The organism is Cohnella sp. CFH 77786 (assembly GCF_019400745.1).
GTDB lineage: Bacteria > Bacillota > Bacilli > Paenibacillales > Paenibacillaceae > Cohnella.
In genome coordinates this window covers 22,906-45,325 of the sequence record NZ_WJIB01000005.1, presented here as the reverse complement: position 1 = coordinate 45,325, position 22,420 = coordinate 22,906, and the positions used below count along the sequence as shown (strand labels likewise).

Sequence of the window (22,420 nt, the reverse complement as noted above, 5' to 3'; positions counted from 1 at the left end):
CTCCCATTATTGCGCATGCCCGGTCAGACCACAATGGATATTTCCCAAACAAAACTGGATGAATTTGATCCCGTTTGATCCCTCCTGTAACCTTTTGCTGCTGTCGATTTGATAAGATTTATAACCGTTAAGCCCCCGCATCTCCTTCTGGTACATCAACTCGATGCCGTCGTAGCCGACCTCCTCGGAATCCAAATACTTAAGCGAGGGATCCGATTGATCCGCGTTGATTTCTTTTAAAAAGTCCAGATTCTCCGTGGCTCCCTTCATCTTGTTCATATAACCGACCAATTGAACGGCGACCCGGTCGGTACTGAACTGGGGATGCGCTCCTCCACGATCCCTTACGGGAGTGGCGGGTATCCGAACTTAATACCAAGTTATTTTTCAAAATTCACGCTTCCGAATCCATGAGACCGATGAATTCCCGGATCGGCTGTCGTCTATATAAACGAAGGCATAAATGAACACAACACAAACTAATTTGACGAAGAGGTGTTTTGAAAATGGCATTAACGTCCGCATTCACGAGCTTCAACCTGCCTGTAAAAAACGTAGAACAATCGAAAGCGTTCTTTACCGGACTCGGATTCGAGATCAACCCGCAATTCCCCGAGAACGGGAATTCGGCAGCCATCGTGATCGGCGACAACCTGCAGGTCATGCTGATCAATCAAGCATTCTTTAATACGCTCACGGAGAGGGAATCCGTCGATACGAGCAAGTATGCGCAGATGACGATCGCATTGGCCTTCGAGAGCCGGGAAAAGGTCGATGAAATCGTGAATACCGCAGTATCCTTGGGCGGGAAATTGCACGCTGAACCTGAAGAACATGGGTTCATGTATCATTGGGGCTTCGTGGACTTGGACGGCCATCTGTGGGCCATTAACTACATGAACATGGATGCGTCACAAGGTTGAGGCTAACGGAGAGCACGCTCGTACTAGGGTTCAAAAAGAAAGACGCCGGGCATCTTCCCCGGCGTCTTCTTCGATGATTAGTTTTGTTCGGTATAGGCTTTGAAATTGTCCATGATCGCTTGCCAGCCTGCTTGCTGGAACTCGACGGGATTGGAGCTTTCCGCGTCGAACGTTTCCATGACCTTCGTCTCATTCCCTTGATCGACGAAAGCAATATCCACTCTTCTTCCGTCTTCCATGGCGCAGCCGAGAGCCTCATGCCGATTCACGACATCGTAGACGCCGCCAAAATCAAAGCCCATGCTGCCATCCTTCGCTTCCATCCGTGTCAGAAACTTGCCGCCGACCCGCAGATCGTTGCTCGGTCTTAATAGCGCCATACCTTCTCGACAGGGGCTCGAATGACGGCTTGCACGGTTACTTTCGTCGGTTGACTCGTTTCCATATTAAATTGATACCTCTCTCATGACGTAAGTCAATGACGAAATTCATGGGTCAATTCGCTCAGGCAGCCCAAATCGCGAAAATAATGGCGTATGAATGAAGTTTTGAACGTGCAGGATTTGATTTTCTTTGGTTTCGATGACGTGGATGCCCCAAGGTACCAGGCGGGAGCCCTCTTTACCCGGCATATACTGGGCCAAAGCGGGATAACCGCCATTCACCGTAATGGGCACAAATCGCGAACCTTCGCAATGCCAGCGAGTAAGCGAATAGAAGGCGGACAAATCTTCCTTGCCGCGGATCCACATCTCGAAGGGCGGCATCGACATGCAGCCTTCCTCGTGGAACAACGAGACGAGCGCAGCAATATCGAATTGCTCGAAGGCCTCCACATACCGGGACAGCAGCTGCTGCTCCGGTTGAACGTCCATGCTGCTGAGCTCATCCGAGCGAAGCTGCGCCCGGTCCATCGTCTCTCGGGCTCTTTGCAAGGCGCTGTTCACCGCTGCCGGCGACATCGCCAACGTTTCCGCGATCTGCTTGGAGGACCATTCAAATACATCCTTCAAAATGAGTACCGCGCGCTGCCGCGGAGGCAAGGTCTGCAGGAGAGCGATGAAGCACAGTCGAAGGGTATCTCTGCGGACGAGCCGATCCTCCGGATTGCCCCCAAAGTCGGGAGACGGCCAGATCCAGGCAGAGTCCGGCAGCGTGTCGCGCGGCTCGACGATGGCGACGGCCGGGTCGAACAGGTCAACGGGAAGAGCACGGCGTCTGGATTGTCTCAGCTTGTCCAAGCACAGGTTGGAGGCAATCCGATAGACCCAAGTTTTGAACGAGGAATCCTGTCTGAACGTGCTCCAGCTCTGCCAGACCCGAATACTCGTCTCCTGAACGGCATCGTCCGCATCGTCCATGGAGCCTAGCATTCGGTAACAGAACGAGGTTAAGCCCGGCTTCAAGCTTGCAAATAATGGTTCGTCAAATGCGGTCTCGTTCATCGCGGCCTCCCTTAACGATCTCCCCGAAAAATTAAATTTCCATTATTCAATCTAAGCTCAGTCTAAAACTTTAATTTCTTCCGACAGAAGCCTCTTCGCTATGCTCGCAAAGACGTAGCCGCCAGCGCCCGGTACGTCGCCTCGTCGGTGACGACGTACAGCCGCGCATCCTTCGGGATCGGCGCGTCGAGCTTGCGGTTGATCCCCAGATCGCCCCGGTCGGAGATCAAGGTTGCTCCCTGCCGCAGCAGGTCTTCGAAGGCATCCCGGTACGTTCTCCATTCGGCGCTGACCGGCACTTCGTATACGTCATCCCCGTGCTTGCGGCTGAGCAGCTGGCTGAAGATCTCGGAGTTCCCTTGCTGAAGCGCCGAGCGCACCGCGAGTCTGGAGATCGCGTCGTGGGACAGCACGAATTCGTTGACCTTCACGTGCCGGAAGTTCTGGACGTGCTGTTCCTGCGTGATCTCCGCCGTCGTATGGATTTGCGGCGCGATCCGCTCGATGCTGGAGGCGATGAGCAGCGTTTTGCCGTCGACGAGCGCCGGTTCGTCGATGCGGGCATCCGCGAAAATAATGGCCGCGCGCGCTTCCCGGATACCCGCTCTTTCCAGCACTTCATCCCATGACGGATCCCCGCTGACGAAATGCACGTGTTCCCGGTCGATCATCGGGTGCTTGTCGGATTCGTCGATGATGACGATGCCGGGCGCAGGCGCGTAGGACAAAATCTCCTCGACCGCGTACTGGGCTTTCTTGCTCCAATTGATGACGATAACGTGGTTTTTACCAGGATACCGCAATTTTCCCGCCTCCCTCTGCCTTTGGACGTTTCCCACCGATTCGATGATTTTCCCGATGACCAAGCTGAGCAAACCGATCCCGAAAATATACAGGAATATCGAAAATAGCTTGCCGATTGCCGTCTTGGCGAAGAAGTCGCCGTACCCGACCGTGGCCATCGTGGTGAGTACCCAATACAGCGCGTTGAACCACGTCTGGAAGGTAGACGGTTCGAGCGCATACGCGACCGTAGCGCTTCCCGCGACGAACAGCAGGACCAGCGCGACGATCGCCGTCCTGCGGATACGCATGGCCTTCACCCAAAACCTCAGAAAAAAATGCAATGCAGGCTCACCTTACCCTCTTGGAATCTAATTCCTTCTATATTAGGATATCATTATGAGCTTGAAACGCGATGAAACCTTGCCGGAAATCGCGCGTATTGCTGGATTAAAAATCGCAATTACAGGAGGCAATTCCATGTCCTTGTTCAAACGCTTGCGTGACCTGACTTTGTCGAATATCTACGCTTTGATCGAGAAAGCCGAAGATCCCATCAAATTGACGGACCAATATATCCGCGATATGACGGAAGATCTCGAAGAAGCGGAGAAAGCGGTCGCGCAGCAGATCGCCCTGGAGAAGAAATTCAAGCAACTATACGAGGAGCAAACGGCGCTCGTGCAGAAACGCACGGAACAGGCGCATATGGCCGCGCAAGCGCAGAACGTCGACCTGGCGCGCCGCGCGCTGGAAGAGAAACACGCCGCCGAACAGAAAATGAACGAATACAAGGCCGCGTACGACCAGAACCGCCAGCTGGCGGACAATCTGAGAGCCAAACTGGACGACATGCGCAAGCAGCTGACCGAGATGAAAAACAAACGCGAGACGCTCGCGGCGCGCTATAATGCGGCCAAGACCCAGCACGAAATCAACAAGGCGATGAGCGGTTTCGGTTCCGATACGGCAGCCGCCGGACTGAAGCGGATGGAAGAGAAAATGCTCCAGATGGAAGCGCAGGCGGAAGCAAGCAACGAACTGGCGTCCTCGAAAGGCAAATCGCTGGACGAGGAATTCGCGAACCTCGGCAAGGACAAGAAAGTCGAAGACGAGCTCGCCGCTCTCATGAAGCAGTACGAGAAGAAGTAACCGCCGATGAGCCTGTTCAAACGAATCCGGAATCTCGTCAGCAAGGCCGAACCGCCTGCGGCGCCGCGGAGCATCCTGACGCTCGGTCCGGGCGACTTCTGCGAAGTGTCCCTCGTGACGTATCAGGTCATCGGACGCACGCAGAACCCCCGGCGCCGGAGCTCCGTTCTGACGCTGCAAGACGGATCGGACATCCGCTATTTGCTGATCGAAGAGCGCGAGCAGACCGAATATTCCCTCTACAAGCCGATCGACGGCCGCCTCGATTCCTTCGAGGAAGTGCCCATGACGCTGGAACTGGACGACATCACTTACCACTTGGAAGAACAGTACGCCGGGTTCGTCGTCACGACCGGTAAAACGCCCTTTCCAGGTGGAGGGGAATTGTCCGTTTGGCAATTCCAGTCCGACGACCGGAAGCTGCTCCGCATCGAATGGTTGGACGGGCGCTTCATGCTGTACGAAGGAGAATCCGTGCTCCCTGCCGATGTCGAAGTCATCCGCGGCACCTAACCGTTAGGCTTAGAAGAAGAGGCTGCCCTGCCGGAACAAATCCGGGGTGCAGCCTCTGTAATTCTGTGGAATCCTTTAGATGATCAGGCTGCTGACGGCAAAGCTCGTGCCGACGAAGACGAAGCACAGCAGCGCGCCCACTGCCGTGTTCCGGTTCTGAAGATGTTCGGAAATCTTCAGTCCCGGCGTCACCAGCTCGAATATCCAATAAGCCGCCACCAGAATCAAATAGCCGACCGCGAACCACAGCATCATGAACCAGATGGAAGTGTTCGTATAGGCGGAGACCCCCAGGATGATCGCGGTCCCCAGAAACTTCCCGCCCATGGCAAGCCCGACGGCCGTATTCCCTTTCTTCAGCTCGTTCAGATCGTTAAACGGCGTCATCCAGCTGAAGATGAACATGCCGGCCAATTGCAGCGCCACGATGACGACCACGCTGACGATCAGATTGATGACAACGGTCAATTCGCCCACCCCCGGAATTTGGCATACGCATAATCGTAATTCGCGAAGTCGTGGACCTCTTCCAGAAGCACCTCGACCTTTTTCTGATCCTTCATCGTTTTGTAACGCTCGTCGCTAATCGGCTGCTTGATGCGGTTTCCCGACGGGAGGGCCACAACGGCGAAATTCCGCGTTTTCCCGTTATACTCCGTTTTGTAAACCCCGACCAGATCGACTTCCGTTTTCAGCGACACTTTCAGATTCGCCAAGTCCTCCTTGGCGCTCTTCTCGTCCTTGAAAGACTTGATCGTGTTCCAGGACGACAGGTGAATCGAGTTCTTCTGCTCGGAATTCGTCGTGATCTCGGCGTCCATGTACTGCAGGGTCCATACGGGATCGCCCGTGGCATAGTTCCCGTCGTTCGGCAGCAGCTCGTTGTCCGGCAGGATCGTCATGTCGCTTCCGATCAGATCCCCGACTTTGCCTTCCACGATCCGATAGTCCCAGGGAACCCTGGCCGTATCGGGCGCCATTGCCTCGCTTCCCGAGCCGGATCCCGTATGGAAGACGGAGGAGGAGTCCGAGGAGCATGCGGAGAGCAGCGATCCGAGCAGGATGGCGGACAGCAGAAGGCCCCATATTTTGATTCTCATCTACTTCACTCCCACAGCGATAAAGTGGCTGGAATTGCCCGTGATAGGCCCGCCTGCCCTTCCGAGCAAGCCGCATGGCGTCCCGTTGATCACGAACATGCCCGTCAACAGATGAAGCTCGCCCGCGGCCGTAGGGATGCGCGCCAGTTCCGCTCTCTTCTGGTACACGACGGGAAAGAGCGCGCTCGTATCGAATCCCTCAAGGTCTTCGATCTCCAAATTTCCCTGCGTGTCGTACAGCTTCACGGAACCTCCCTCCCGCCCGAACATGGACTTGGAGACGAAGCTCCCTTCGAAGACCGGTTTGTTGTAAGTCGGAAGCATATAGCGTTCGATGGCGTCCCGTTCTTCGCGATCGTAAAGCAATCCAAGCTCGAACAAGCCCCATGCGGCCGCCTGCAGGCCTTTGGATTGCAGCAGGATGCTGTGCGGAGGATTGAACAGCTGGAGGTTGCCGGACTCGATGGCGTACGCCAGGGCGTCTCCCCCTTCGTCGACCGCCATCCATTCCTTCGGGTACAAAGCGAACAACCGCCCGATGGCGCGTCCTTCCCCGTCTCTGAGCGTGCCTTCGTTTACCCAGAGGTCCAGGCAATCCACGCATTGGACGTCGAGTCCGCTGTGGCGAACCAACGCCTCGATCGTGCCGGAATCCTCCAGATGCGTTCCGTACGCCACGCAAGCCGCCGTATCCGGCCGATCCTCCGCCCAAGCGGACGCGACCAAGCCGGGCATGAGCCCGTTGGGGGACTCCACGCCCGCCTGTCCGCACAACCAGGGCGTCGCGATCGCCGCTTCCACGTATCCCGTCGGGGTATCCGCGTTCAGCTCCAGCAGCTTGATGACGCCATCGTTCGAGACGGCGAAATCGAACCTCGCGTAACGGCTGATGAGCCCTTCGGGCGGAACAGGCAGCAGGTCGAGCATCTCCCATAAGACGGGTGGAATGCCGATCAAGTGATAGAGATCCCGTTTGCCGATCAGGTACCGCGCGGTTTTATCGAACACGCGCCACAGGATGCCCGAAGCGCGTTCCAGTTCTTGATAGACGTCCTTGCGCAACACCGCGACCTGATCGATCCAATAGGACTCGCCTTCCAGGTCTGCCCAGCCGAAGCCCATTTCCTTCAGCAGCTCCACCTTCGCCGACCGGTCGGGATCGGGGTATCCGACAACCTCGAAAACCCCGGCCGTCATCCTCCGAATCCGCCGGACGAACGGGAGCTGGAAGACCCGGACGAGCTGTATCCGCTGGAGGTGCCGCCGATGCCGCCCTTGCTCGACGAGGTCGAACGCCGGGTAATCGTCCCCGTCGTATCCGAAGTTTTGGGACGCACGGAGGAACCCGGAACGGGCTTGTTCTGGAAAGCCCCGCTGGAGTAAGATTTGGGTTGATAGCGGGTCGTGGTCCCGCCGTAGTAGGTCGGGTGGGAGGAGGACCAACCGGCGGAAGAATAGGCCGATCCGTTATTGAAGAGCAAATGATAAAGCATGAGATCATCCCAGCCGAAGCCGGACGTCGTATGAATGACCGTCGTGCCGCCGGTACCGACGTTATCGGACGAACCGCCCGCAACGACCGTCTGCTCCTCTTCTTTGACGCCATCCGCAGGCAGCGGAAGATTCCAATCGACCGCCGGATCGTAATATTTCTTCGCTTCTTCGGTGGACCACTCCACCAATTTCGGTCCCGCCGTTCCGCTCGCTTGCGTCCCGCTTGCCGCGGACGAGGCGCTTGAAGCGCCGGGCAAGAGCGCCGCGTTCGCGAGCAGCGCGATGCCGAGCGAAGTCGACAAAATCCGCAGCGGTTTGCCGTCTTTAGTAAACAATTTGCCGATCAGCTGTTCATCCGGTCCGTCTTCCCGTTTCAAGCTCGGTTCCCCTTTCCGTTCCGGCTTCTCATTGGTTTCGCATCGGTACGACCAAAATCTCCAGCTTCCCCGTATCCAAGTTCAGCCGGCCTTCCACGGTCTCGTACTCCCGGCCCCCCACCGTCAAATAATTGACGTGCTCCAGCGCCGCGACCATGTTCAGCGACCACGCCCGCTCGTCGATCGGGCAGAGTCCGCCGTCCGGCTGCTTCTCGTACAAGGTCACGACCATTTCTTTGTCCATGGCTTGCATCCTCTCAATCGAGATATGTGATGGAATACGAATCCCTATCGGAAAATGTTTCAGCTTCGATTAGGTTCCCATTATTGTACAGTACTAGAAGGAATCAACTTCTGTCAATATTTGTTGAATAACAGCAAAGCATCACTCGCTTCCGCTCAGCAAAAACGCCAGGGACGCGCTCCCTGACGTGATCCGGCACCGATGCTATTCCTTGCTGTCATAGAACACGTGCTTCGCCTTGATCTCCTTGCCGTCGATCTCCAGTATGCCGAACGAATACCGCTTCTGTCTCCGCTTGTCGGTCGGCGAGCCCGGATTGAACAGCAGGACGCCGCCCTGCTTCTTGCTTACGGGGACGTGGGAATGGCCGAAGACGACGACGTCCACTTCATCCGGTCCGAATGCCGCCGCGGCTTGCTGTTCGGCGGTGATCCGCGCATTCTTGCCGTGTCCGTGCACCAGCCCGATCCGAACTTCCCCGCACTGGATCCGTTTCCGGAAGCCGAATTTGGCCGACAGCGCTTCTCCGTCGTTATTGCCCGCCACCCCTTCGACCGGGGCATACCGTACGAGCTCTTCGTACACGTCTTCGCTTGTCCAATCGCCCGCGTGAAGGATCCGGTCGGCGCTCCCGAGTTCGCGTACGAGCCGTTCGGGCAGTTTCTTCGCCATCCGGGGCATGTGCGTATCGGATACCACCACGACCTTCAACCTTCCTCACCTCCGTTCCGATCAGGGAATGACGAGCTGGCCTTGATTGAAAGCACGCCTCTGGTCTTCCGTAAGACCGGTGATTTTGTTGACCGCATTGCCCCCGGTCAACGTGATGCGGTACTTGCTGCGGATGTAATCCTGCAAGGCTTTCATCCGGGCGGGCGTCATCTCGTCCAGCATGTATTTCCCATTGATTTGGCCGAGGATAATGCCGATCGATTCTGCGGCAAGCGCGGTCTGCGCTTGGATCCGTGCGCTGCCGTACGCGACGGCGGATGCGCCGACGTTCTTGCCCGCGACGATGACGTTCCGGAAGCTCTTGGCTTGGAAGGAGCGAAGCGGCATCCCGTATTTGTCCGGGTTTCCTTTGCGGGACCCCCATTTGCTGGATTTCGTTCCCTGCAGATCGATTTCGTAGCCCCCGATGCTGACATTGTCCCAGAACATTCGGCCGCTCATCAGGTCGGTGCCTTGCAGCACGTATTCCGTTTCGTACCGGTCGAAGTCGCGGATGTACAAATAATCGGGATAGCCGTTGATTTCGGCCTTGGACCACCCGGGAAGCGTTTGACGAAGATAGTCCCGGATGCGCAGGGTTTGCCGTTTGCCTTCCTCGACGGCTTGCCGTACGCTCTCTTCGTTGGACGGATCCACGCCGTAGACCAGCAGCGCATTGATCAGCACTTCTCCGCCCCTTTGATTAACCGTATTCAATCCGCGCAGAAACCATTCGTCCGACCCGGAGTTGTAACCCGCCCCCACTTTGCCGAATCCCCAGGTGAACGTGCCGTTAACGTGGGTTTCCGAGCCGTATTTTTGTTCGCGTTTCCCTTTGTCCAGCCGCATCACTTCGCGTTGGAAGGCGGACCAATCCACGTTTTTGAATTTCAGCATCAGGGAAGCGGCCATGTAATCGTTCGAGCCGTCCGGCGTTCGGAAAATCGTTTCCATCCCCGGAATCCGGCGCAAGCCGAGACGGGACGTGAGCGCGGCGAAATCGGTATTCTCCACGACATATCGGGGGTAAACGGTTTTGTCGCGGCCATCCTTCGTCCGGTAGGATACCGATTCCACGAACCGGCCTGTGGCGTCCGGTTGTTGGCGGATATCGACGCCGGTGAGGGTAACGCCGGAGACGATCGGGATGCCCTTCGTCAGCTTATCGTAGTAAGCGCGGAATTCCGAGAGCTTGCGGATTTTGCCGCTTTTGAAGCCGTCGAACAGCTCCTTGACCCGGCCTTGCAGCAAAACTTGGCCTTTATCGCCCAGCGGTTCGTCGAGAAAGAGCATTTCTCCTTCGAGAAGCTGCCCGCCCGGTTTGGGACGGGGGTCGAGGACGACGACGGACAAACCTTCATCCGCAGCCGCGCGGGCCAGATACATGCCTTCGATTTCGGAACCGATGATGGCGATGTCGGGGTGGTCGGGGTCTGCGGCCTTGGCCGCTTGGGCGTGAGCGTTGAAAACCCCTTTCGGCGGAATCAGCAGGATGAAGGCGATCATAACGGAAGCGATGGAAAAACGGGCTTTGTTCATAAATGTATGGCAGGAGCTCCTCTAACGTCTTCGGATCGGTTCCGACGGACGGTATTCTTCATGCTTATGGAATAATACTAAACTACCCGCGGCGATACGTAAATGAGGATCTCCAATGGATAATTTGCCCTTGCCGCCGGCAGACTGAAGGGAAGAACCCGAAAGGAGCTGCGTCCATGAATCCGAATTCGGAACCGAACGAAGAGCTGCGAGACTTGATGACACACGAGTTCGCCGACACCGAGCGGCATGAAACCCGGCACACCTCTGCTCCGGTCACCATTGAACCGGGCCGGGCGCCCGGCAGCGTGCCGGATCCCGACGACGCACGGTAACAAGCGGCGGGGCTGCCCGAAAGGTCGTATCGGCCTTCCGGGCAGCCCCGTTCTCGCGTCCTTACTTCGACGCAAGCCTCAACGATAGAAGTCGCGGACCCAGCGATGGGCTTTCAGCTTCTCCGCCTGGTTCTGCGGCAATCCCTTCCCGTCGCCCACCCTCATGTTGCTTTCCGCGTGGCGAACCGTGCGCATGCCCGGAATGACGGTGGATACAGCCGGATGGCTGAGCACGTACCGAAGCGCCGTCTCCGGCATGTCCTCAATTCCGATCCCCAGATCGGACACGATCTTCTGAACCCGCTCGTACACTTGCCGTTTCCGGTCCCCGGCGAAATAACGGTTGCGGAAATCCCCTTCCTCGAACGTGCTCTCCGGCGTGATGCGTCCGGTCAGTCCGCCTTCGTCGAGCGCCACGCGGACGATCACCCCGACGTTATGCTTGGCGCAAGCAGGAAGCAGCTCGTCCTCGGGACTTTGGTCGAAAATGTTGTAGATGACCTGAACCGTGTCCACGAGTCCCGTCTCGATCAGCTTGAGCGCGTTGGCCGGTTGGTAGTCGTTGATCGATACGCCGAAATGCCGGATTTTGCCCTGTTCCTTCAGCTTCCGGATGCCCTCCAGCCAACTGCCCTGGCCGACCCACTCGTCGGACCAGACATGGAACTGCTGCACGTCGATCGTATCGAGGCCGAGATGGCTCAGGCTCCGTTCCGTGCACGCGATCACGTGCTCGGCCGGAAAAGCGTCGTCCGCCGGAATGCCGGTCGGCGCGGGCCACTGCATGTTTTTGGGCGGAATCTTGGTGGCGACGTACACCGTCTCGGACCGCGAGCGGACAACCTCTCCGATCAATCTCTCGCTATGTCCGTCGCCGTAACCCAGTGCGGTATCGATGAAGTTCAGGCCAAGGTCGATGGAACGGTTAAGCGCCGCGATCGACTCGTCGTCCGACGCCCCGATCCACATCGATTTCCCGATTCCCCAGGCACCGTAGCCGATTTCCGAAACTTGGAGTCCGGTTTTGCCAAGCGTCCGGTAATGCATCCATGATTCCTCCATTCCGCGTCATGCGAATGTGATCGGCGGCTGGCGCCGACGTTAACGTCCTCATTTTACCGCAACGGATCGTATTTTCCAAAACGCGGGCACCCGCGAGGCCAATCTTCCGTCGCCGAATGGGAGCGCAAGATTTCGAAAGCGTTCGGGCCTGCTTTTGTGTTACAACAGAGTAAAGAATTTCCGCCATTCACCGAAACGCACCCAAGGAGAGTTCCCGATGCCTGTCCGAATGGATCGCGATCATGATGATCTGCTGCTTGATACCCCCAGACACTTCAGCTTCGACCAAATCCACGGATACCTGTCCCGTTCCTCCAACGAATGCCTGTTCCGGACCGCCGGCGGCTCCGTCACCCGCTGCATTCCCGTCGAAAAGGAAAAACCGATCGTGACGATCGGTTCCGAAGAAGACGGAAGGCTTCGCATTCGCATCGACGGCGTTGACTCGTCCCGGCTGCCGGCCGTTCGGGGTCCGCTCGTCCGGTATATCGCCGAATGGTTCGACCTCGATACGGACTTGTCTCCTTTTTATGATATGGCTTCCCGCGACCCGTTGCTCCGCGACCCCGCCGAACGTTATTCCGGTCTCCGGCTGGTCGGCGTCCCGGATCTGTTCGAAGCGATCGGCTGGGCGATCCTCGGTCAGCAAATCAACTTGACTTTCGCGTACACGCTCAAGAGGCGACTCGTCGAGTCGTTCGGTCAGCATGCGGCGGACGCGGACGGCGCCCGGCATTGGATCTTCCCGACGGCCGAACGGATTGCCGGCCTGCGGACGGAGGACCTCACGCCCTTGCAAATGACCGTCAAGAAGGCGGAGTATCTGATCGAAACGGCCGCGCTCATCGCGAACGGCAGCTTGACGAAGGATCGGCTGCTGGAAGCCGGCAACGTCGCGGAGGCGGAGCGGATACTGACCGCCGTCCGCGGCATCGGCCCCTGGACCGCCCATTACGTCGCGATGCGCTGCCTGCGGTACCCATCTGCCTTCCCGATCGCCGACGTCGGGCTGCACCTCGCCATCCAGCGATTGCTCGGAACGGACCGGAAGCCGACGATCGCGGAAATCAAGCGATTGTCCTCCTCCTGGAGCGGCTGGGAGTCGTATGCGACTTTCTATTTGTGGAAGGTGCTCTACTAGGTGCCCGGATGCAAAGCCTGTGTTGACAGGCCGGCAATCCCAGCTCACTCCCGCACGCTCCCTCTTTTCGGATTTTGCCGGAATCACGGTTTCACAGTGCCGTCGGATCCCCCTTATCGTGCCTTCCGTAACGAAGCTCCCGGTACCGGAACGCCGCGAAGGCAGCCAGCAGCACGAGACAGAACACCGCGTAAGTACCGATCAGCAGGCTGATATCCATGCCCGGAAACACAAGCTTCGAGCTGATGATCCCGAAGAGCCAAATGTGCGACAGGTTCCCGATGACCGATGACCAAACGTAGGAAGACGCCCGGATGGGAGAAACCGAGGACATGAACGAAATGAGGTTGTTCGGCATGATCGGAAGCGTCCGCAGCAGAATGATGGCCCAAATGCCGTACCGGTCGAAGGACGTCTGCCATTTCTCGTACCGCTCGAGCCGATGCCCCCACTTGCGCCGGAACCGCTCGGCGAACAGGAATTTGCAGACCAGGTATACGACGATGGCAGACAACGCGCCCGCCGCCCAACTGGCAATGAGGCCATCGATCACGCCGAGCGCCGTGATGTGCACGAGGATAAGCGTAGAGAAAGGAAAAAGTCCGAGAAAGCCTTGAATCACCGCCAAGGGAAAGGTCACGGCGAGTATCGTCGTACCGGTCAGGCCCGTCACTTCCACCGCCCTGTCCACCCATACGTTAAACCAATCCATAGAGTTCCTCTCCCTGGAAAAACTGTGCAATTAACTTAACAATACACGAATCGCATTAAAATATCCTGAAATTCAGTCTATTTTCCGAAAAAAAATCGGCCGCGCATGCGAACCGATGACATTCCCGGACTTATAGGTGAAGCGAGACGATTTTCGGATGGCGGAGTATCCCTTCGTCCGTAATTTCGGTCCCGGTCACTCGAGCGCCGAACGGTTGCCGGAGCCAGCGTACATGTTCTCCCCTCGCGACGGCCGGCGCGCGCGGCAGCAGGCAATGGGCCGGATCGTCCGAGCCCATGGGCCGAAGCTTCTCCTTCAGCGCGCCGCTCAGCCCGAGCGACACGCGCCCGAAGTATACGCCATTCTCCCGCATGACGAGGCTCGCCACGCGCCCCTCTCTCCAAAGAATGCCTACGATGTCGACGTCGAATTCGGGCGCCAGCTTCCGTTTGTACCAATCCCGATGCTCCTTGCCTTCCCGGTAAGCCGAGGAAAGCCGCTTGCAGACGACGCCTTCCCAGCCGTGCCGTTCTACCCAACTCCAGAGACCGGCACCGTCCGCGAAACGGTCCGTCGTGAACAGCGGAGCTTGCCAATCGGCGGCCAGCTCGCGCAGCCTGCGATCGCGCTCTTCGTAAGGAATCGGCCTCAGGTTCTCTTCGCCGATCCGCAGGATGTCGAACACGATATACTGGACCGGCAGGTTCTTCGACATCCGCAGGATCGCCTCCGCATTGCGCGATTTGTTGCGCTGCTGCATGCGCTGAAAGCTCGGCCTGCCCGTCTCAGGATCCATCACGACGGCCTCGCCGTCGAGCAGCAGGGAGCCGGGCAGACTAGAGCAAGCTGCCGCGATTTCCGGAAACATCTCGTTCGCCGGCAGCATGTTCTTCGTATACAGCCGGACCGTGCCCTGGTCCAGGCTGGCAACGAGACGGTACCCGTCCCATTTGAGCTGGTAGCTCCACTCGGGGCCTTCGGGCAGCCGGTCCGCCCGGATCGGGGACATCGGCTTGAACGGTCGCATCTCGGAACGGATTCCTCCTCGCATCGGGTGTTCGATCTGCGTACTAGGATATCCTTCCGGGTTCCATTATTTTCATTGCCCGAAGATTCGGCCGGAACAAGCAAGCAGCCCGGGATGACCGGGCTGCTTGCCGAAGATAAGGCTTATGCCGCTTTCTCTGTCTTCATGATTTGTTCGATGGCCTTCAGAAGCAGTTCCGCGAACGTCTTGTCGATTTTTTTGCCGGACTGCGCCTTCACTTCGTTCGCCAACGCGCGGAACGACTCCGATTCGACCTTCGCCAGAAGGCTGTTCATGACGCCATTGCTTGTGATTTTGCCGTCTTCCGCCCCTGCCCGTACGAGATCATCCAGATGAGCGACGTCCATCGCCACGACGACCGTAAAGGCAAGCGTGCTCTTGTTGCCCGCGCGGTCTACTGCGGTTACCTTCACTTCATGGCTGCCGAAGGCCAGTGCATAGGGTGCGATCCGGAGCGGATTTGCCGTTGGAGCGCCATCCAGGGTAACCGTAACCCGGTCAACGCCGCTGAGGCTGTCCGATGCGGCCAGCGGAATCGATACGTCCTCAAACGGGTAAACCTTCCTCTCGCCCGGATTTTGGATCGAAGGACCGGTCTTGTCGATCAGGATCACCAGCGATTTCGCCGTTTCCGCGTTGCCGGCTTGATCGATGGAGCGGTATTCGACGACATTGCGGCCTTCCGCCGTGATCGTAAACGTTCCGCCGATCGCCGGTTGCCATTCTCCGCCTCCGATCCGGAATTGCGAAGCTGCGACGCCGATCCCCGTTCCGTCCGTAGCCGTCAGCGTCACTTTCACGTCTTGGGCGTTATACTCGCCTTCGCCGCTGACGCCGTCCACTGCCGCTTCGGTTACGGGAGCGGCGAGATCCGTGCTGATTCTGCCTTCCGCCTCATAATGGATCGGCGCGGCAAAGCTTTTCACGAAATCGACGGTCGCCGCGACGTCTTCCGGACCTTGCACCACGTTCTTGCCGTATTGCGCGATCAGCTTATACTTGGCGTTGGTCTGGTTATACATGAAGTTATTGACGACGAGCGAATAAGTGGCGTTCGGATCCACCGGCTGACCGCTGGCAAGCCTCAAGCTTACGACTTTGTTCGTCGCCGTGTCCCACGTATAGCGAGCACCGGCGACGAACGAGTCCGGACCGTATTGCGGGCTGATCATGGCGTTCAAAATGTCGACGAACTGCGCTCCCGTCACGTCGACCTTCACCAAAGTATTCGCGAACGGTTGAATGTTGAACAGCTCGCCCCACGTGATCGGGCCGGCGTCCAGATTGTCCCTGACGCCGCCGCCGTTCATCAGCGCGAAGTCGCTGTTCATCGCGAACCTCATGCCGTCCGCGATCAGGTTGCCCAGCGCATTGTCGCCGAGAACGCCTTTCGTCGGATAACCTTTGATGAGGGCGATTTCGTTCGTTCCGACGACAGCGTTCACTTTGGGAGCGACCATATCCTCATACTTCTTCATAATGGCCGCGACTTCCGCATCCGGCGCGATCCCCGATTGCGCGACGTCGACGATTTCGGCGGATTTCTTCACGATATCATGAGTCGCGGGGTCGATCTCCAGATCGACGTCTACGATGGCGTCTCCATACTCCCACGCCTGCACGATCAGCTTATGGTCCACGACGGCGTTCAGCTTCACGTGATTGTGCGCGGCGTAGATGACGTCAACCGCATCGTCCACGCGGTTCGCGAGGTCCGCGATTTCGCCCGTCGCCGTCGTCCCGTCCTGATTGCCGGGGACGTGAGCCAGAACGACGATCGCCTCCACGCCCTGTGCTTTCAGCTCGGGCACGTATTGGTTGACCGCGTCGGCTTCGTCGGTAAATCGGACGTTCGCGATCCCCGACGGCATGACGATGCTCGGGGTATCCGTCGTCACGACGCCGATGAATCCGATTTTGACGCCTCCGATTTCCTTGATCGCATACGGATCCAGAACCGTTGCGCCCGTGTCTTTGTACTCCACGTTCGCGGCGATGACCGGGAAATTCATTCCCATGTAATTCGGCGTTCCGTTCGGATGGTCGCCGCCCTTGATCAGGCGCAGCATTTCGTCCACGCCTTCGTCGAATTCGTGGTTGCCGAGCGTTCCGACATCGAATCCGAGCGCGTTCAGGATATCCACCGTCGGTTCGTCTTGAAGCAGCGCCGAAACCGGAGAGCTTCCCCCTACCATATCGCCGGAGTGCATGATCAGCGTGTTCGGATTGGCCGCTTCCCGCTGGCGCAGATAAGCCGCCCAGTATTCGGCGCGGCCGTACTTCACGCCATTTACCGTGGCCGTTACGTCGATCTTCCCGTGAAGGTCGTTCATGCCGAGCAGCTGGACCTTGACGTTCTCCTGCGTTGCGCCTTGCGGGAGGTATCCGTTCGCTTCCGCTTCCGCGGGGGATGCGAAAAACACGCGCGCTTCCACCGGGACGGCTGCCCATTGTTCGGGAGATACATATTTCTTCGTGAAATAATTGCCGACGTACCGGGTCAGGCCTTTGCCTTGCTCCCGCGCGCGGAAGACGAAGGGCAGCTCCAGCAGCGGATTCGATTCGTTCCAGATGCCGATTTTGGCGTCGTACGCTTGCTTCACGGCTTGCGAGTAAACTTCGTAATCGTCGCCGATCGGCCAGATGAAGTAGGAAACCGCCATCCCTTGCTTCACCATTTCCAGGTTCACGTTCAGGCCGTCGGATTTGCGGATAACTTGGGCGAGCAGCCTGCCGTAATCGTCGGTGGCCTCTTGGCCGACTTTGAGCGTGACCTCGTCGCCTGCTTTCAGCAGCGTATGGATATAGGCCTTGGCGGCCAGCCCGTGATCGAGCTGATTCTGATCCAACTCGTTCTTCGGCGTATGGTAGGTTTCCGGCGTATCGATGTTGACGAACCGCACCTTATCCGTGCCGAGCACAGGCGTTTTCAAATGGATCGTATCCCCGTCCACGACGCTCTCCACGATAGAGGAATACTCGCCGGCAGCGGCGGGAGCTGGCGGCTGCGGTTCCAGCAGGACCAAGTCGGCCGCTTTGCGAGGGAACACCTGGTAGCTGTTGTACTGGCTTGCGATGCCGGTGATCTCGTACCATTTGCCTGGCTGCAGCTGGCTGATATCCATGGAGCCTTCCATCACGCGCAGCGTAATGCCTTTGAAATCCGCATCGATCAGCGAAACGTTAAATCCGCCTCCGGCCGGGGAGGAAGGTACGCTTTGGATGAAGCCGGTCAGCTTCACCAGCCTGCCTTCGAGCGGTTCCGCCTGAGCCGGATCGTTCAGCGCCGCGATCGTGGCGGGGAGCGGAGCGGGGAGCGGCTGCCCGGATTGGAGAACGGTCACGCCGCCAGGAACCGGCATGATCTCGGCGAGGCCTCTGTAATCCGCGATCACGCCCGTAACTTGGACCCAATCTCCTTCCTTCAAATCAAGAGGAGCCGGATCGAAGAGATTGATGCCGCCCGTTGCGTCCTGAACGTACGTGGACAGCTTGCCGCCTCCGACGGCCGAATTGTCCGCCGTCACGACGCCTTGAAGGATCACGGTTTGGCCGAGGCGTCCTTTGGCTTGCGCAATGGAAACTTGCTCGGGCGGGTTCGGGTCGCCGGAAGAAACTTTCTCGATCGCGGTCGGGCTCTGCAGTCCGGGAACCGAGAAGTAGGCTTTCAGCGTCCCGGTAACCCGGATTTTCGAACCGATCAAGGACGGATTGCTCAGCAGCCCGAATTGGGGGCGGAATGAAGCCGGAATTTGCACGGGCAGCAAATGGGCTGCCGAGCGTTCGGTCGGACTGTCGGCCAACGCCAGGTTGAAGTCGTTGGCGAACGGTGCGTTGAAATCATACGCGTTGGTTCCCGTCGTATGCGCGACGACAAAGCCTTCGACGGTCGCCGTTCCGCTGTTGTTCGCGATCGCTTGGCCAACCGTAAGGACCGTGCTTTCGGCATAGGCGGCTTGCTGGAAAGCGGGCATGACGGATGCGAGAACCAGTGCGGCCAATCCGAGTCTCAAAAAACGTTTTCGAAGCCTCTTCAGCATGATTTACCTCCCCATTCTTCGATTCATTAAATAGAATAGAGGACTATTGTTAGATAGCCCTCTACTTTTTGTAAGATATTCAACAATTCTATCAAAATACCTTCAGATATCACTCTTGTTTCCATTTCGATTCGAAACCGGCCAACAAGACGTCCAATCCGAACCGGAACTCCCGGTCCCATTCGACGGAGGTCGCGTAGGAGGCCAGCCTGGTTACATGCGGATATCGGTCCGGGGGGAGCGACTCGAACCGATGGGCTTGAGCTTCTCCGAGTCCGGCCATGTCCGCGTTCTCCCGCTGCGCACGGTCGGTCAGACGGCTCTCCTCGTCCACGAACGCGTAAATCTGATTTTTGAGCATGGCCGCCATCCAAGGAACTTGCGCGTCCGGAAAGCCGGCTTCCACGAGCACCTTGTACAGGTATTCGATATGCGCCATCCGATGGGGGCTCGCGGCGAACGTGGCGTTCATGATCCGCACCGAGTCCCGGTACCGATGGAGCGTCGTCCGGAAGTTCATCGCCCATTGCCGGATCTGCTCCTGCCACGGAAGATCCGAATCCGGAAACGCCGCCTCCGAGCCGATCCGTTCCGCCAACTCGCGCAGCAGCTGGTCTTTGTCCTTGATGTGGTAATAGAGGGCCGCCGCCTTCACGCCTAGGGCATCGGCGATTTTGCGCATGCTTAAGGCGTCCAGCCCCTCGGTTTGCAGCAAATGGATGACCGCGTTCATGATCCTCGAACGGTCGAGCGGCGTATGAAGCGCCTCCGAAGCTGACGTATCCGTCTCGGCCGCGGGGGGGCGAATGCGTCTTCTTGCCATGTTTTCCCTCCTTTATGGTTGACACGTGCGCATTCCTGCATTATTCTAACACTGTTCAATTATAATTTATCGTTGTTAAATTGAAAACAGCAAAAGGAGTGCTTACGATGACCCCATCCCTTATCGCATCCCTCGTCCGTTCGGTCGACCCCATTCTAAACGCTTCGTGGAGAACCGTCCTTGAAGACAAGAAAGATGAACTCGCGGAGATGTTCGAGAAATTCGGAGACCGCGCCTACGGCGTGTGGATCCATCACTTCATGACCCCCGTGATCGAACATCTGACCGCGGAAGGTTATCTCGTCAAAGGCGGCTTCAATCGAGCCAACTCGGTGGAATCCTGGGGCCCCCCGGAGGAAAGGGAACGCTGCGCGTGGTACGTCGTCCGTCACGGGGACGGAACCCCGCTCGGGACGATGATTTTGCAGGTCTACCATTCCCATAAATCGTTCCGCTTGCCCCGTGCGCCCCGCCTCCTGCCCATGGAGGCCGTGGACAGGGACGCCATCCTGGAGGCGCTGTCCCGCGCCGCAACCCGCGTCAGATGGGACCTCCCGGAAGAACGGCTCCCCGGCCCGGACGATCCGAAAGCCGCAGGGATCCGTTGGGAATACGCGTCCGACATCGCGATCGCGGATGCCTTGCATCCCGCAGATGACGGACAAAGATACAGCTGGACGCTGGACCAGGTCTTGGCCGATTGGGGCCGGTACGGCTGGGAGCTCGTCTCCGTCGTGCCGAGAGGCAACGACGTCGTCGCTTTCTTCAAACGTCCGATGCCGGCATAACGACGGTCGTTGCGAGCTTGCTTATATCGCCGGCATCACGTTGCCGCCGTTGACCGGCACGTATGCGCCCGTGATGAAGCTCGCGAGGTCCGAGGCCAGGAACGCAACCACGTTCGCGATCTCCTGATCGGTTCCTCGCCGACCCAACGGCACCGAGCGCTCGTACGCTTCGCTGCGTTCGGCGTTGTTCTCGCGGTCCCGGTCGCTGATCGTCCAGCCCGGGGCCACTTGGTTGACGGTGATGCCATGCTCTCCGACTTCCTTGGCCAGCACGCGGTAGACGCCGTCCATCCCTCGTTTGCCGGCCACGTATGCCGACTGCGTCTTGAAGTTCTGCATCGAGCATTCGGTATTGATGCCGATCATCCGCCCGTATTTCTTGCCGATCATGTCCGGCACGAAAATCTGAGCCAAGTACACATTTTGCATGACGCATGACTCGAATTGGCTCTCGTAGTCTTGCGGCGGCTGCTCGAGCACCGAAGTCCATTGATACTGGATCACCGCGTTCGCCACCACGATGTCGACGTGTCCGAGCTGTTCCGCCGTCTTGCGCTTCATCTCCGCGACCGACTCCCGGTTCGTGACGTCGGCTTGCACGATCATGCCGCGGCGCCCCATGCCCCTCACTTCTTCCAGAAGCTCCGCAGCTTTCTTCCCGCTGCTCTGATAATGGATGACGACATCCGCCCCCGCCCGCGCGAGCGTGCGGATCATGACGCGGCCGAGCTGGCCGGCCGCCCCCGTGACAAGCGCGGTTCTGCCCGACAAATCGATGGCTAGCATGTCCCCCTTCTCCCCTCTTGTTACTCCGATTAGTCCCTTTCGTAAATCGAACCGGACCGGCTCCCAAACGACACAATATTACCTACATTTGACTCCACAACATGGCGGTCTTCAATTTCAAAAGGAATTTGCCACCGAGGAACAGTGTGCCGATTATCTGGCGCATAAGCGCTGGAAGGACGGCTTCGTTTGCGCAAAGTGTAAGCACGATGCTTACTACTACATTCAGACCCGACAGCTATACGAATGCCAAGCTTGCCACTATCAGACTTCTGTGACGGCGGGCACTCTACTTCACAAAACGAAACTGCCACTGACCACTTGGTTTTGGGCGTTCTATTTGGTTGCACACGACAAGCGCGGAAAGTCGGTGCTGTCCCTGTCGCAAATCCTGGACCTCAACTACCGTACGGCTCAGCGCTTGATGCGAAAGATTCGCGCTGCAATGGCCGATCGCGACGATCAGTACAAACTCTCAGGCACAGTGGACATGGGCGATGCCTACTTTGGAGCGCCGCGCAAGGGCAAGGACGGACGTGGAACCGACAAAGCCAAAGCGGTCATCGCTCTTTCCAAGGACAAGAAGAATCGTCCACAATATCTTCGAGTTCAGGTCATCGAGAGCGTATCGATCGAAGAGATCAAGCGCGTCGCCCATAAGCTTGTTGAACCTGGCAGCACAATCGTCTCCGACGGCCACTCTTCTTATAAGCCGCAACGCTTGCGCTTTGACTGGCCCGTACCCTCTCAACCCTGAGGTAAGTGCATATCCAGAACTAACGTTCGCATATAATATGGTCATCAAGCAACAAAGGGTGAGCCATAGAAATGAGTTTCGATCCCATTATCGCTTTGAACAGACATATCGCGCAACTTCACTTGCTCAAGAAGCGGTAAAAGAAGTGAGCGTTAGAAAAGGTGTTGTGCTTGGTGTAGTAAGATTCACTGGGACCAATATTGTCATGCGTTACTGAAGGAGGCGACAAAATGAAATGACCCCGCAAGTGCGGGGATTTCCCTAAAAATTAATGAGTAGTTTTTCAAATTCTTGATAAAACAAACCTGAATCATTGAAAAAACTGTTATTCTTGTTCTGCGACGAAAGAAATTCAATAATGAGGATACTTCCTTTTAAATTAATTATGTAAGTCCTTAAATAAGGTCTCTTGATTTCCTTTTCCAAGATATTGAAATTATCCTCTGGAGAGATTGTGCTAATTGACATGAATTTGCTGGTAATGTTTTCTGGTGCGTAGATAAAATTCACTTTAATTAGTAGTTCCCCGGATGTTTGTTTGTAATACCACTCGTATCTTTGAGGGCTTTGATCCTCATTAGATAGGGTATCGGAGCTTCTTGAATTATCAATTAAATTCGACGGAAATGAGGTTGTTATATTTGAAA

At 57.3% G+C, this 22,420-nt stretch carries 22 protein-coding genes and 2 pseudogenes; 7 read left to right on the top strand and 17 right to left on the bottom strand.

Features of this window, described 5'->3' with window-relative positions:
• Nucleotides 1-6 precede the first annotated feature (6 nt).
• Nucleotides 7-363, bottom strand: a complete 357-nt coding sequence (locus GE107_RS09375) for a hypothetical protein (protein WP_370636345.1) — start codon at nucleotides 361-363, stop codon at nucleotides 7-9.
• A 143-nt stretch (nucleotides 364-506) separates the two neighbouring features.
• On the opposite strand from GE107_RS09375, the gene GE107_RS09370 reads away from it, so the two are divergent.
• Entirely contained in the window at nucleotides 507-923 is a 417-nt protein-coding gene (locus GE107_RS09370) for a VOC family protein (RefSeq protein ID WP_219639434.1), read from the top strand.
• Between the two features lie 77 nt (nucleotides 924-1,000).
• Here the strand turns inward: GE107_RS09370 and GE107_RS09365 are convergent.
• The 3 genes and pseudogenes from GE107_RS09365 to GE107_RS09355 all read right to left on the bottom strand — a co-directional run bounded on the left by GE107_RS09365 (nucleotide 1,001) and on the right by GE107_RS09355 (nucleotide 3,462).
• Nucleotides 1,001-1,368: pseudogene (locus GE107_RS09365) on the bottom strand (SRPBCC domain-containing protein).
• A gap of 43 nt (nucleotides 1,369-1,411) precedes the next feature.
• The gene (locus GE107_RS09360) at nucleotides 1,412-2,368 is read right to left on the bottom strand and encodes a sigma-70 family RNA polymerase sigma factor (RefSeq protein ID WP_219639433.1); all 957 of its coding nucleotides are present in this window, start codon (nucleotides 2,366-2,368) and stop codon (nucleotides 1,412-1,414) included.
• A gap of 98 nt (nucleotides 2,369-2,466) precedes the next feature.
• Complete coding sequence (locus GE107_RS09355; RefSeq protein WP_370636330.1) at nucleotides 2,467-3,462, bottom strand: potassium channel family protein; 996 nt, start codon at nucleotides 3,460-3,462, stop codon at nucleotides 2,467-2,469.
• A 169-nt stretch (nucleotides 3,463-3,631) separates the two neighbouring features.
• Between GE107_RS09355 and GE107_RS09350 the strand changes: the two genes are divergently transcribed.
• Complete coding sequence (locus GE107_RS09350) at nucleotides 3,632-4,303, top strand: PspA/IM30 family protein (RefSeq protein ID WP_219639431.1); 672 nt, start codon at nucleotides 3,632-3,634, stop codon at nucleotides 4,301-4,303.
• Between the two features lie 6 nt (nucleotides 4,304-4,309).
• Nucleotides 4,310-4,816, top strand: a complete 507-nt coding sequence (locus GE107_RS09345) for a DUF4178 domain-containing protein (RefSeq protein WP_219639430.1) — start codon at nucleotides 4,310-4,312, stop codon at nucleotides 4,814-4,816.
• A gap of 75 nt (nucleotides 4,817-4,891) precedes the next feature.
• On the opposite strand, the gene GE107_RS09340 is transcribed toward GE107_RS09345, so the two are convergent.
• The 7 genes from GE107_RS09340 to GE107_RS09310 form a co-directional block, all read right to left on the bottom strand.
• Nucleotides 4,892-5,284 carry a DUF350 domain-containing protein gene (locus tag GE107_RS09340; protein WP_219639429.1) on the bottom strand — a complete coding sequence of 131 codons (393 nt, stop codon included), beginning with the start codon at nucleotides 5,282-5,284 and terminating at the stop codon, nucleotides 4,892-4,894.
• A complete protein-coding gene (locus GE107_RS09335) occupies nucleotides 5,281-5,916 on the bottom strand; it encodes a hypothetical protein (protein WP_219639428.1) in 636 nt (211 codons plus the stop codon). The genes GE107_RS09340 and GE107_RS09335 overlap by 4 nt, the downstream gene beginning before the upstream one ends.
• Nucleotides 5,917-7,113, bottom strand: coding sequence for a glutathionylspermidine synthase family protein (locus GE107_RS09330; protein ID WP_219639427.1), 1,197 nt, complete (start codon nucleotides 7,111-7,113; stop codon nucleotides 5,917-5,919). It lies immediately after the preceding gene.
• Nucleotides 7,110-7,787: a hypothetical protein gene (locus tag GE107_RS09325; RefSeq protein ID WP_219639426.1), complete on the bottom strand. Its 678-nt coding sequence runs from the start codon at nucleotides 7,785-7,787 to the stop codon at nucleotides 7,110-7,112. Before GE107_RS09325 ends, GE107_RS09330 begins: the two co-directional genes overlap by 4 nt.
• Nucleotides 7,788-7,815: 28 nt before the next feature.
• The gene (locus GE107_RS09320; protein WP_219639425.1) at nucleotides 7,816-8,031 is read right to left on the bottom strand and encodes a hypothetical protein; all 216 of its coding nucleotides are present in this window, start codon (nucleotides 8,029-8,031) and stop codon (nucleotides 7,816-7,818) included.
• Between the two features lie 204 nt (nucleotides 8,032-8,235).
• On the bottom strand, nucleotides 8,236-8,733 hold the full coding sequence (locus tag GE107_RS09315) for a metallophosphoesterase family protein (RefSeq protein ID WP_370636344.1): 498 nt from the start codon (nucleotides 8,731-8,733) through the stop codon (nucleotides 8,236-8,238).
• A 30-nt stretch (nucleotides 8,734-8,763) separates the two neighbouring features.
• Nucleotides 8,764-10,281, bottom strand: coding sequence for an FAD-dependent oxidoreductase (locus tag GE107_RS09310; RefSeq protein ID WP_255570357.1), 1,518 nt, complete (start codon nucleotides 10,279-10,281; stop codon nucleotides 8,764-8,766).
• Between the two features lie 176 nt (nucleotides 10,282-10,457).
• On the opposite strand from GE107_RS09310, the gene GE107_RS09305 reads away from it, so the two are divergent.
• Complete coding sequence (locus GE107_RS09305; RefSeq protein WP_219639423.1) at nucleotides 10,458-10,616, top strand: hypothetical protein; 159 nt, start codon at nucleotides 10,458-10,460, stop codon at nucleotides 10,614-10,616.
• Between the two features lie 78 nt (nucleotides 10,617-10,694).
• Here GE107_RS09305 and GE107_RS09300 read toward each other — a convergent pair whose 3' ends face one another.
• Nucleotides 10,695-11,663: an aldo/keto reductase gene (locus GE107_RS09300; RefSeq protein ID WP_219639422.1), complete on the bottom strand. Its 969-nt coding sequence runs from the start codon at nucleotides 11,661-11,663 to the stop codon at nucleotides 10,695-10,697.
• A 244-nt stretch (nucleotides 11,664-11,907) separates the two neighbouring features.
• Here GE107_RS09300 and GE107_RS09295 point away from each other — a divergent pair, with 244 nt between their 5' ends.
• The gene (locus GE107_RS09295) at nucleotides 11,908-12,819 is read left to right on the top strand and encodes a DNA-3-methyladenine glycosylase family protein (protein ID WP_219639785.1); all 912 of its coding nucleotides are present in this window, start codon (nucleotides 11,908-11,910) and stop codon (nucleotides 12,817-12,819) included.
• 91 nt (nucleotides 12,820-12,910) lie between these two features.
• Here the strand turns inward: GE107_RS09295 and GE107_RS09290 are convergent, their stop codons facing one another.
• From GE107_RS09290 to GE107_RS09275, 4 genes are all read right to left on the bottom strand, one after another.
• Nucleotides 12,911-13,531, bottom strand: coding sequence for a TVP38/TMEM64 family protein (locus tag GE107_RS09290; protein WP_219639421.1), 621 nt, complete (start codon nucleotides 13,529-13,531; stop codon nucleotides 12,911-12,913).
• A 130-nt stretch (nucleotides 13,532-13,661) separates the two neighbouring features.
• Nucleotides 13,662-14,558: an ATP-dependent DNA ligase gene (locus GE107_RS09285; protein WP_219639420.1), complete on the bottom strand. Its 897-nt coding sequence runs from the start codon at nucleotides 14,556-14,558 to the stop codon at nucleotides 13,662-13,664.
• Between the two features lie 143 nt (nucleotides 14,559-14,701).
• The gene (locus tag GE107_RS09280) at nucleotides 14,702-18,619 is read right to left on the bottom strand and encodes a 5'-nucleotidase C-terminal domain-containing protein (protein WP_219639419.1); all 3,918 of its coding nucleotides are present in this window, start codon (nucleotides 18,617-18,619) and stop codon (nucleotides 14,702-14,704) included.
• A 109-nt stretch (nucleotides 18,620-18,728) separates the two neighbouring features.
• The gene (locus GE107_RS09275; RefSeq protein WP_219639418.1) at nucleotides 18,729-19,442 is read right to left on the bottom strand and encodes a TetR/AcrR family transcriptional regulator C-terminal domain-containing protein; all 714 of its coding nucleotides are present in this window, start codon (nucleotides 19,440-19,442) and stop codon (nucleotides 18,729-18,731) included.
• 107 nt (nucleotides 19,443-19,549) lie between these two features.
• Here GE107_RS09275 and GE107_RS09270 point away from each other — a divergent pair, with 107 nt between their 5' ends.
• Nucleotides 19,550-20,230 carry a DUF6022 family protein gene (locus GE107_RS09270; RefSeq protein ID WP_219639417.1) on the top strand — a complete coding sequence of 227 codons (681 nt, stop codon included), beginning with the start codon at nucleotides 19,550-19,552 and terminating at the stop codon, nucleotides 20,228-20,230.
• A 21-nt stretch (nucleotides 20,231-20,251) separates the two neighbouring features.
• Here GE107_RS09270 and GE107_RS09265 read toward each other — a convergent pair whose 3' ends face one another.
• Complete coding sequence (locus GE107_RS09265) at nucleotides 20,252-21,016, bottom strand: SDR family NAD(P)-dependent oxidoreductase (protein ID WP_219639416.1); 765 nt, start codon at nucleotides 21,014-21,016, stop codon at nucleotides 20,252-20,254.
• An 88-nt stretch (nucleotides 21,017-21,104) separates the two neighbouring features.
• Here GE107_RS09265 and GE107_RS09260 point away from each other — a divergent pair.
• Nucleotides 21,105-21,728: pseudogene (locus GE107_RS09260) on the top strand (IS1595 family transposase); the annotation flags it as partial.
• Nucleotides 21,729-22,420 lie beyond the last annotated feature (692 nt).

Coding starts and splice junctions, on each gene's coding strand:
- GE107_RS09300 (WP_219639422.1), bottom strand. CDS start 11,663: ATGCATTACCGGACGCTTGGCAAAACCGGACTCCAAGTTTCGGAAATC.
- GE107_RS09355 (WP_370636330.1), bottom strand. CDS start 3,462: ATGCGTATCCGCAGGACGGCGATCGTCGCGCTGGTCCTGCTGTTCGTC.
- GE107_RS09265 (WP_219639416.1), bottom strand. CDS start 21,016: ATGCTAGCCATCGATTTGTCGGGCAGAACCGCGCTTGTCACGGGGGCG.
- GE107_RS09295 (WP_219639785.1), top strand. CDS start 11,908: ATGGATCGCGATCATGATGATCTGCTGCTTGATACCCCCAGACACTTC.
- GE107_RS09270 (WP_219639417.1), top strand. CDS start 19,550: ATGACCCCATCCCTTATCGCATCCCTCGTCCGTTCGGTCGACCCCATT.
- GE107_RS09370 (WP_219639434.1), top strand. CDS start 507: ATGGCATTAACGTCCGCATTCACGAGCTTCAACCTGCCTGTAAAAAAC.
- GE107_RS09360 (WP_219639433.1), bottom strand. CDS start 2,368: ATGAACGAGACCGCATTTGACGAACCATTATTTGCAAGCTTGAAGCCG.
- GE107_RS09330 (WP_219639427.1), bottom strand. CDS start 7,113: ATGACGGCCGGGGTTTTCGAGGTTGTCGGATACCCCGATCCCGACCGG.
- GE107_RS09305 (WP_219639423.1), top strand. CDS start 10,458: ATGAATCCGAATTCGGAACCGAACGAAGAGCTGCGAGACTTGATGACA.
- GE107_RS09335 (WP_219639428.1), bottom strand. CDS start 5,916: ATGAGAATCAAAATATGGGGCCTTCTGCTGTCCGCCATCCTGCTCGGA.
- GE107_RS09310 (WP_255570357.1), bottom strand. CDS start 10,281: ATGAACAAAGCCCGTTTTTCCATCGCTTCCGTTATGATCGCCTTCATC.
- GE107_RS09275 (WP_219639418.1), bottom strand. CDS start 19,442: ATGGCAAGAAGACGCATTCGCCCCCCCGCGGCCGAGACGGATACGTCA.
- GE107_RS09345 (WP_219639430.1), top strand. CDS start 4,310: ATGAGCCTGTTCAAACGAATCCGGAATCTCGTCAGCAAGGCCGAACCG.
- GE107_RS09320 (WP_219639425.1), bottom strand. CDS start 8,031: ATGGACAAAGAAATGGTCGTGACCTTGTACGAGAAGCAGCCGGACGGC.
- GE107_RS09350 (WP_219639431.1), top strand. CDS start 3,632: ATGTCCTTGTTCAAACGCTTGCGTGACCTGACTTTGTCGAATATCTAC.
- GE107_RS09280 (WP_219639419.1), bottom strand. CDS start 18,619: ATGCTGAAGAGGCTTCGAAAACGTTTTTTGAGACTCGGATTGGCCGCA.
- GE107_RS09290 (WP_219639421.1), bottom strand. CDS start 13,531: ATGGATTGGTTTAACGTATGGGTGGACAGGGCGGTGGAAGTGACGGGC.
- GE107_RS09285 (WP_219639420.1), bottom strand. CDS start 14,558: ATGCGACCGTTCAAGCCGATGTCCCCGATCCGGGCGGACCGGCTGCCC.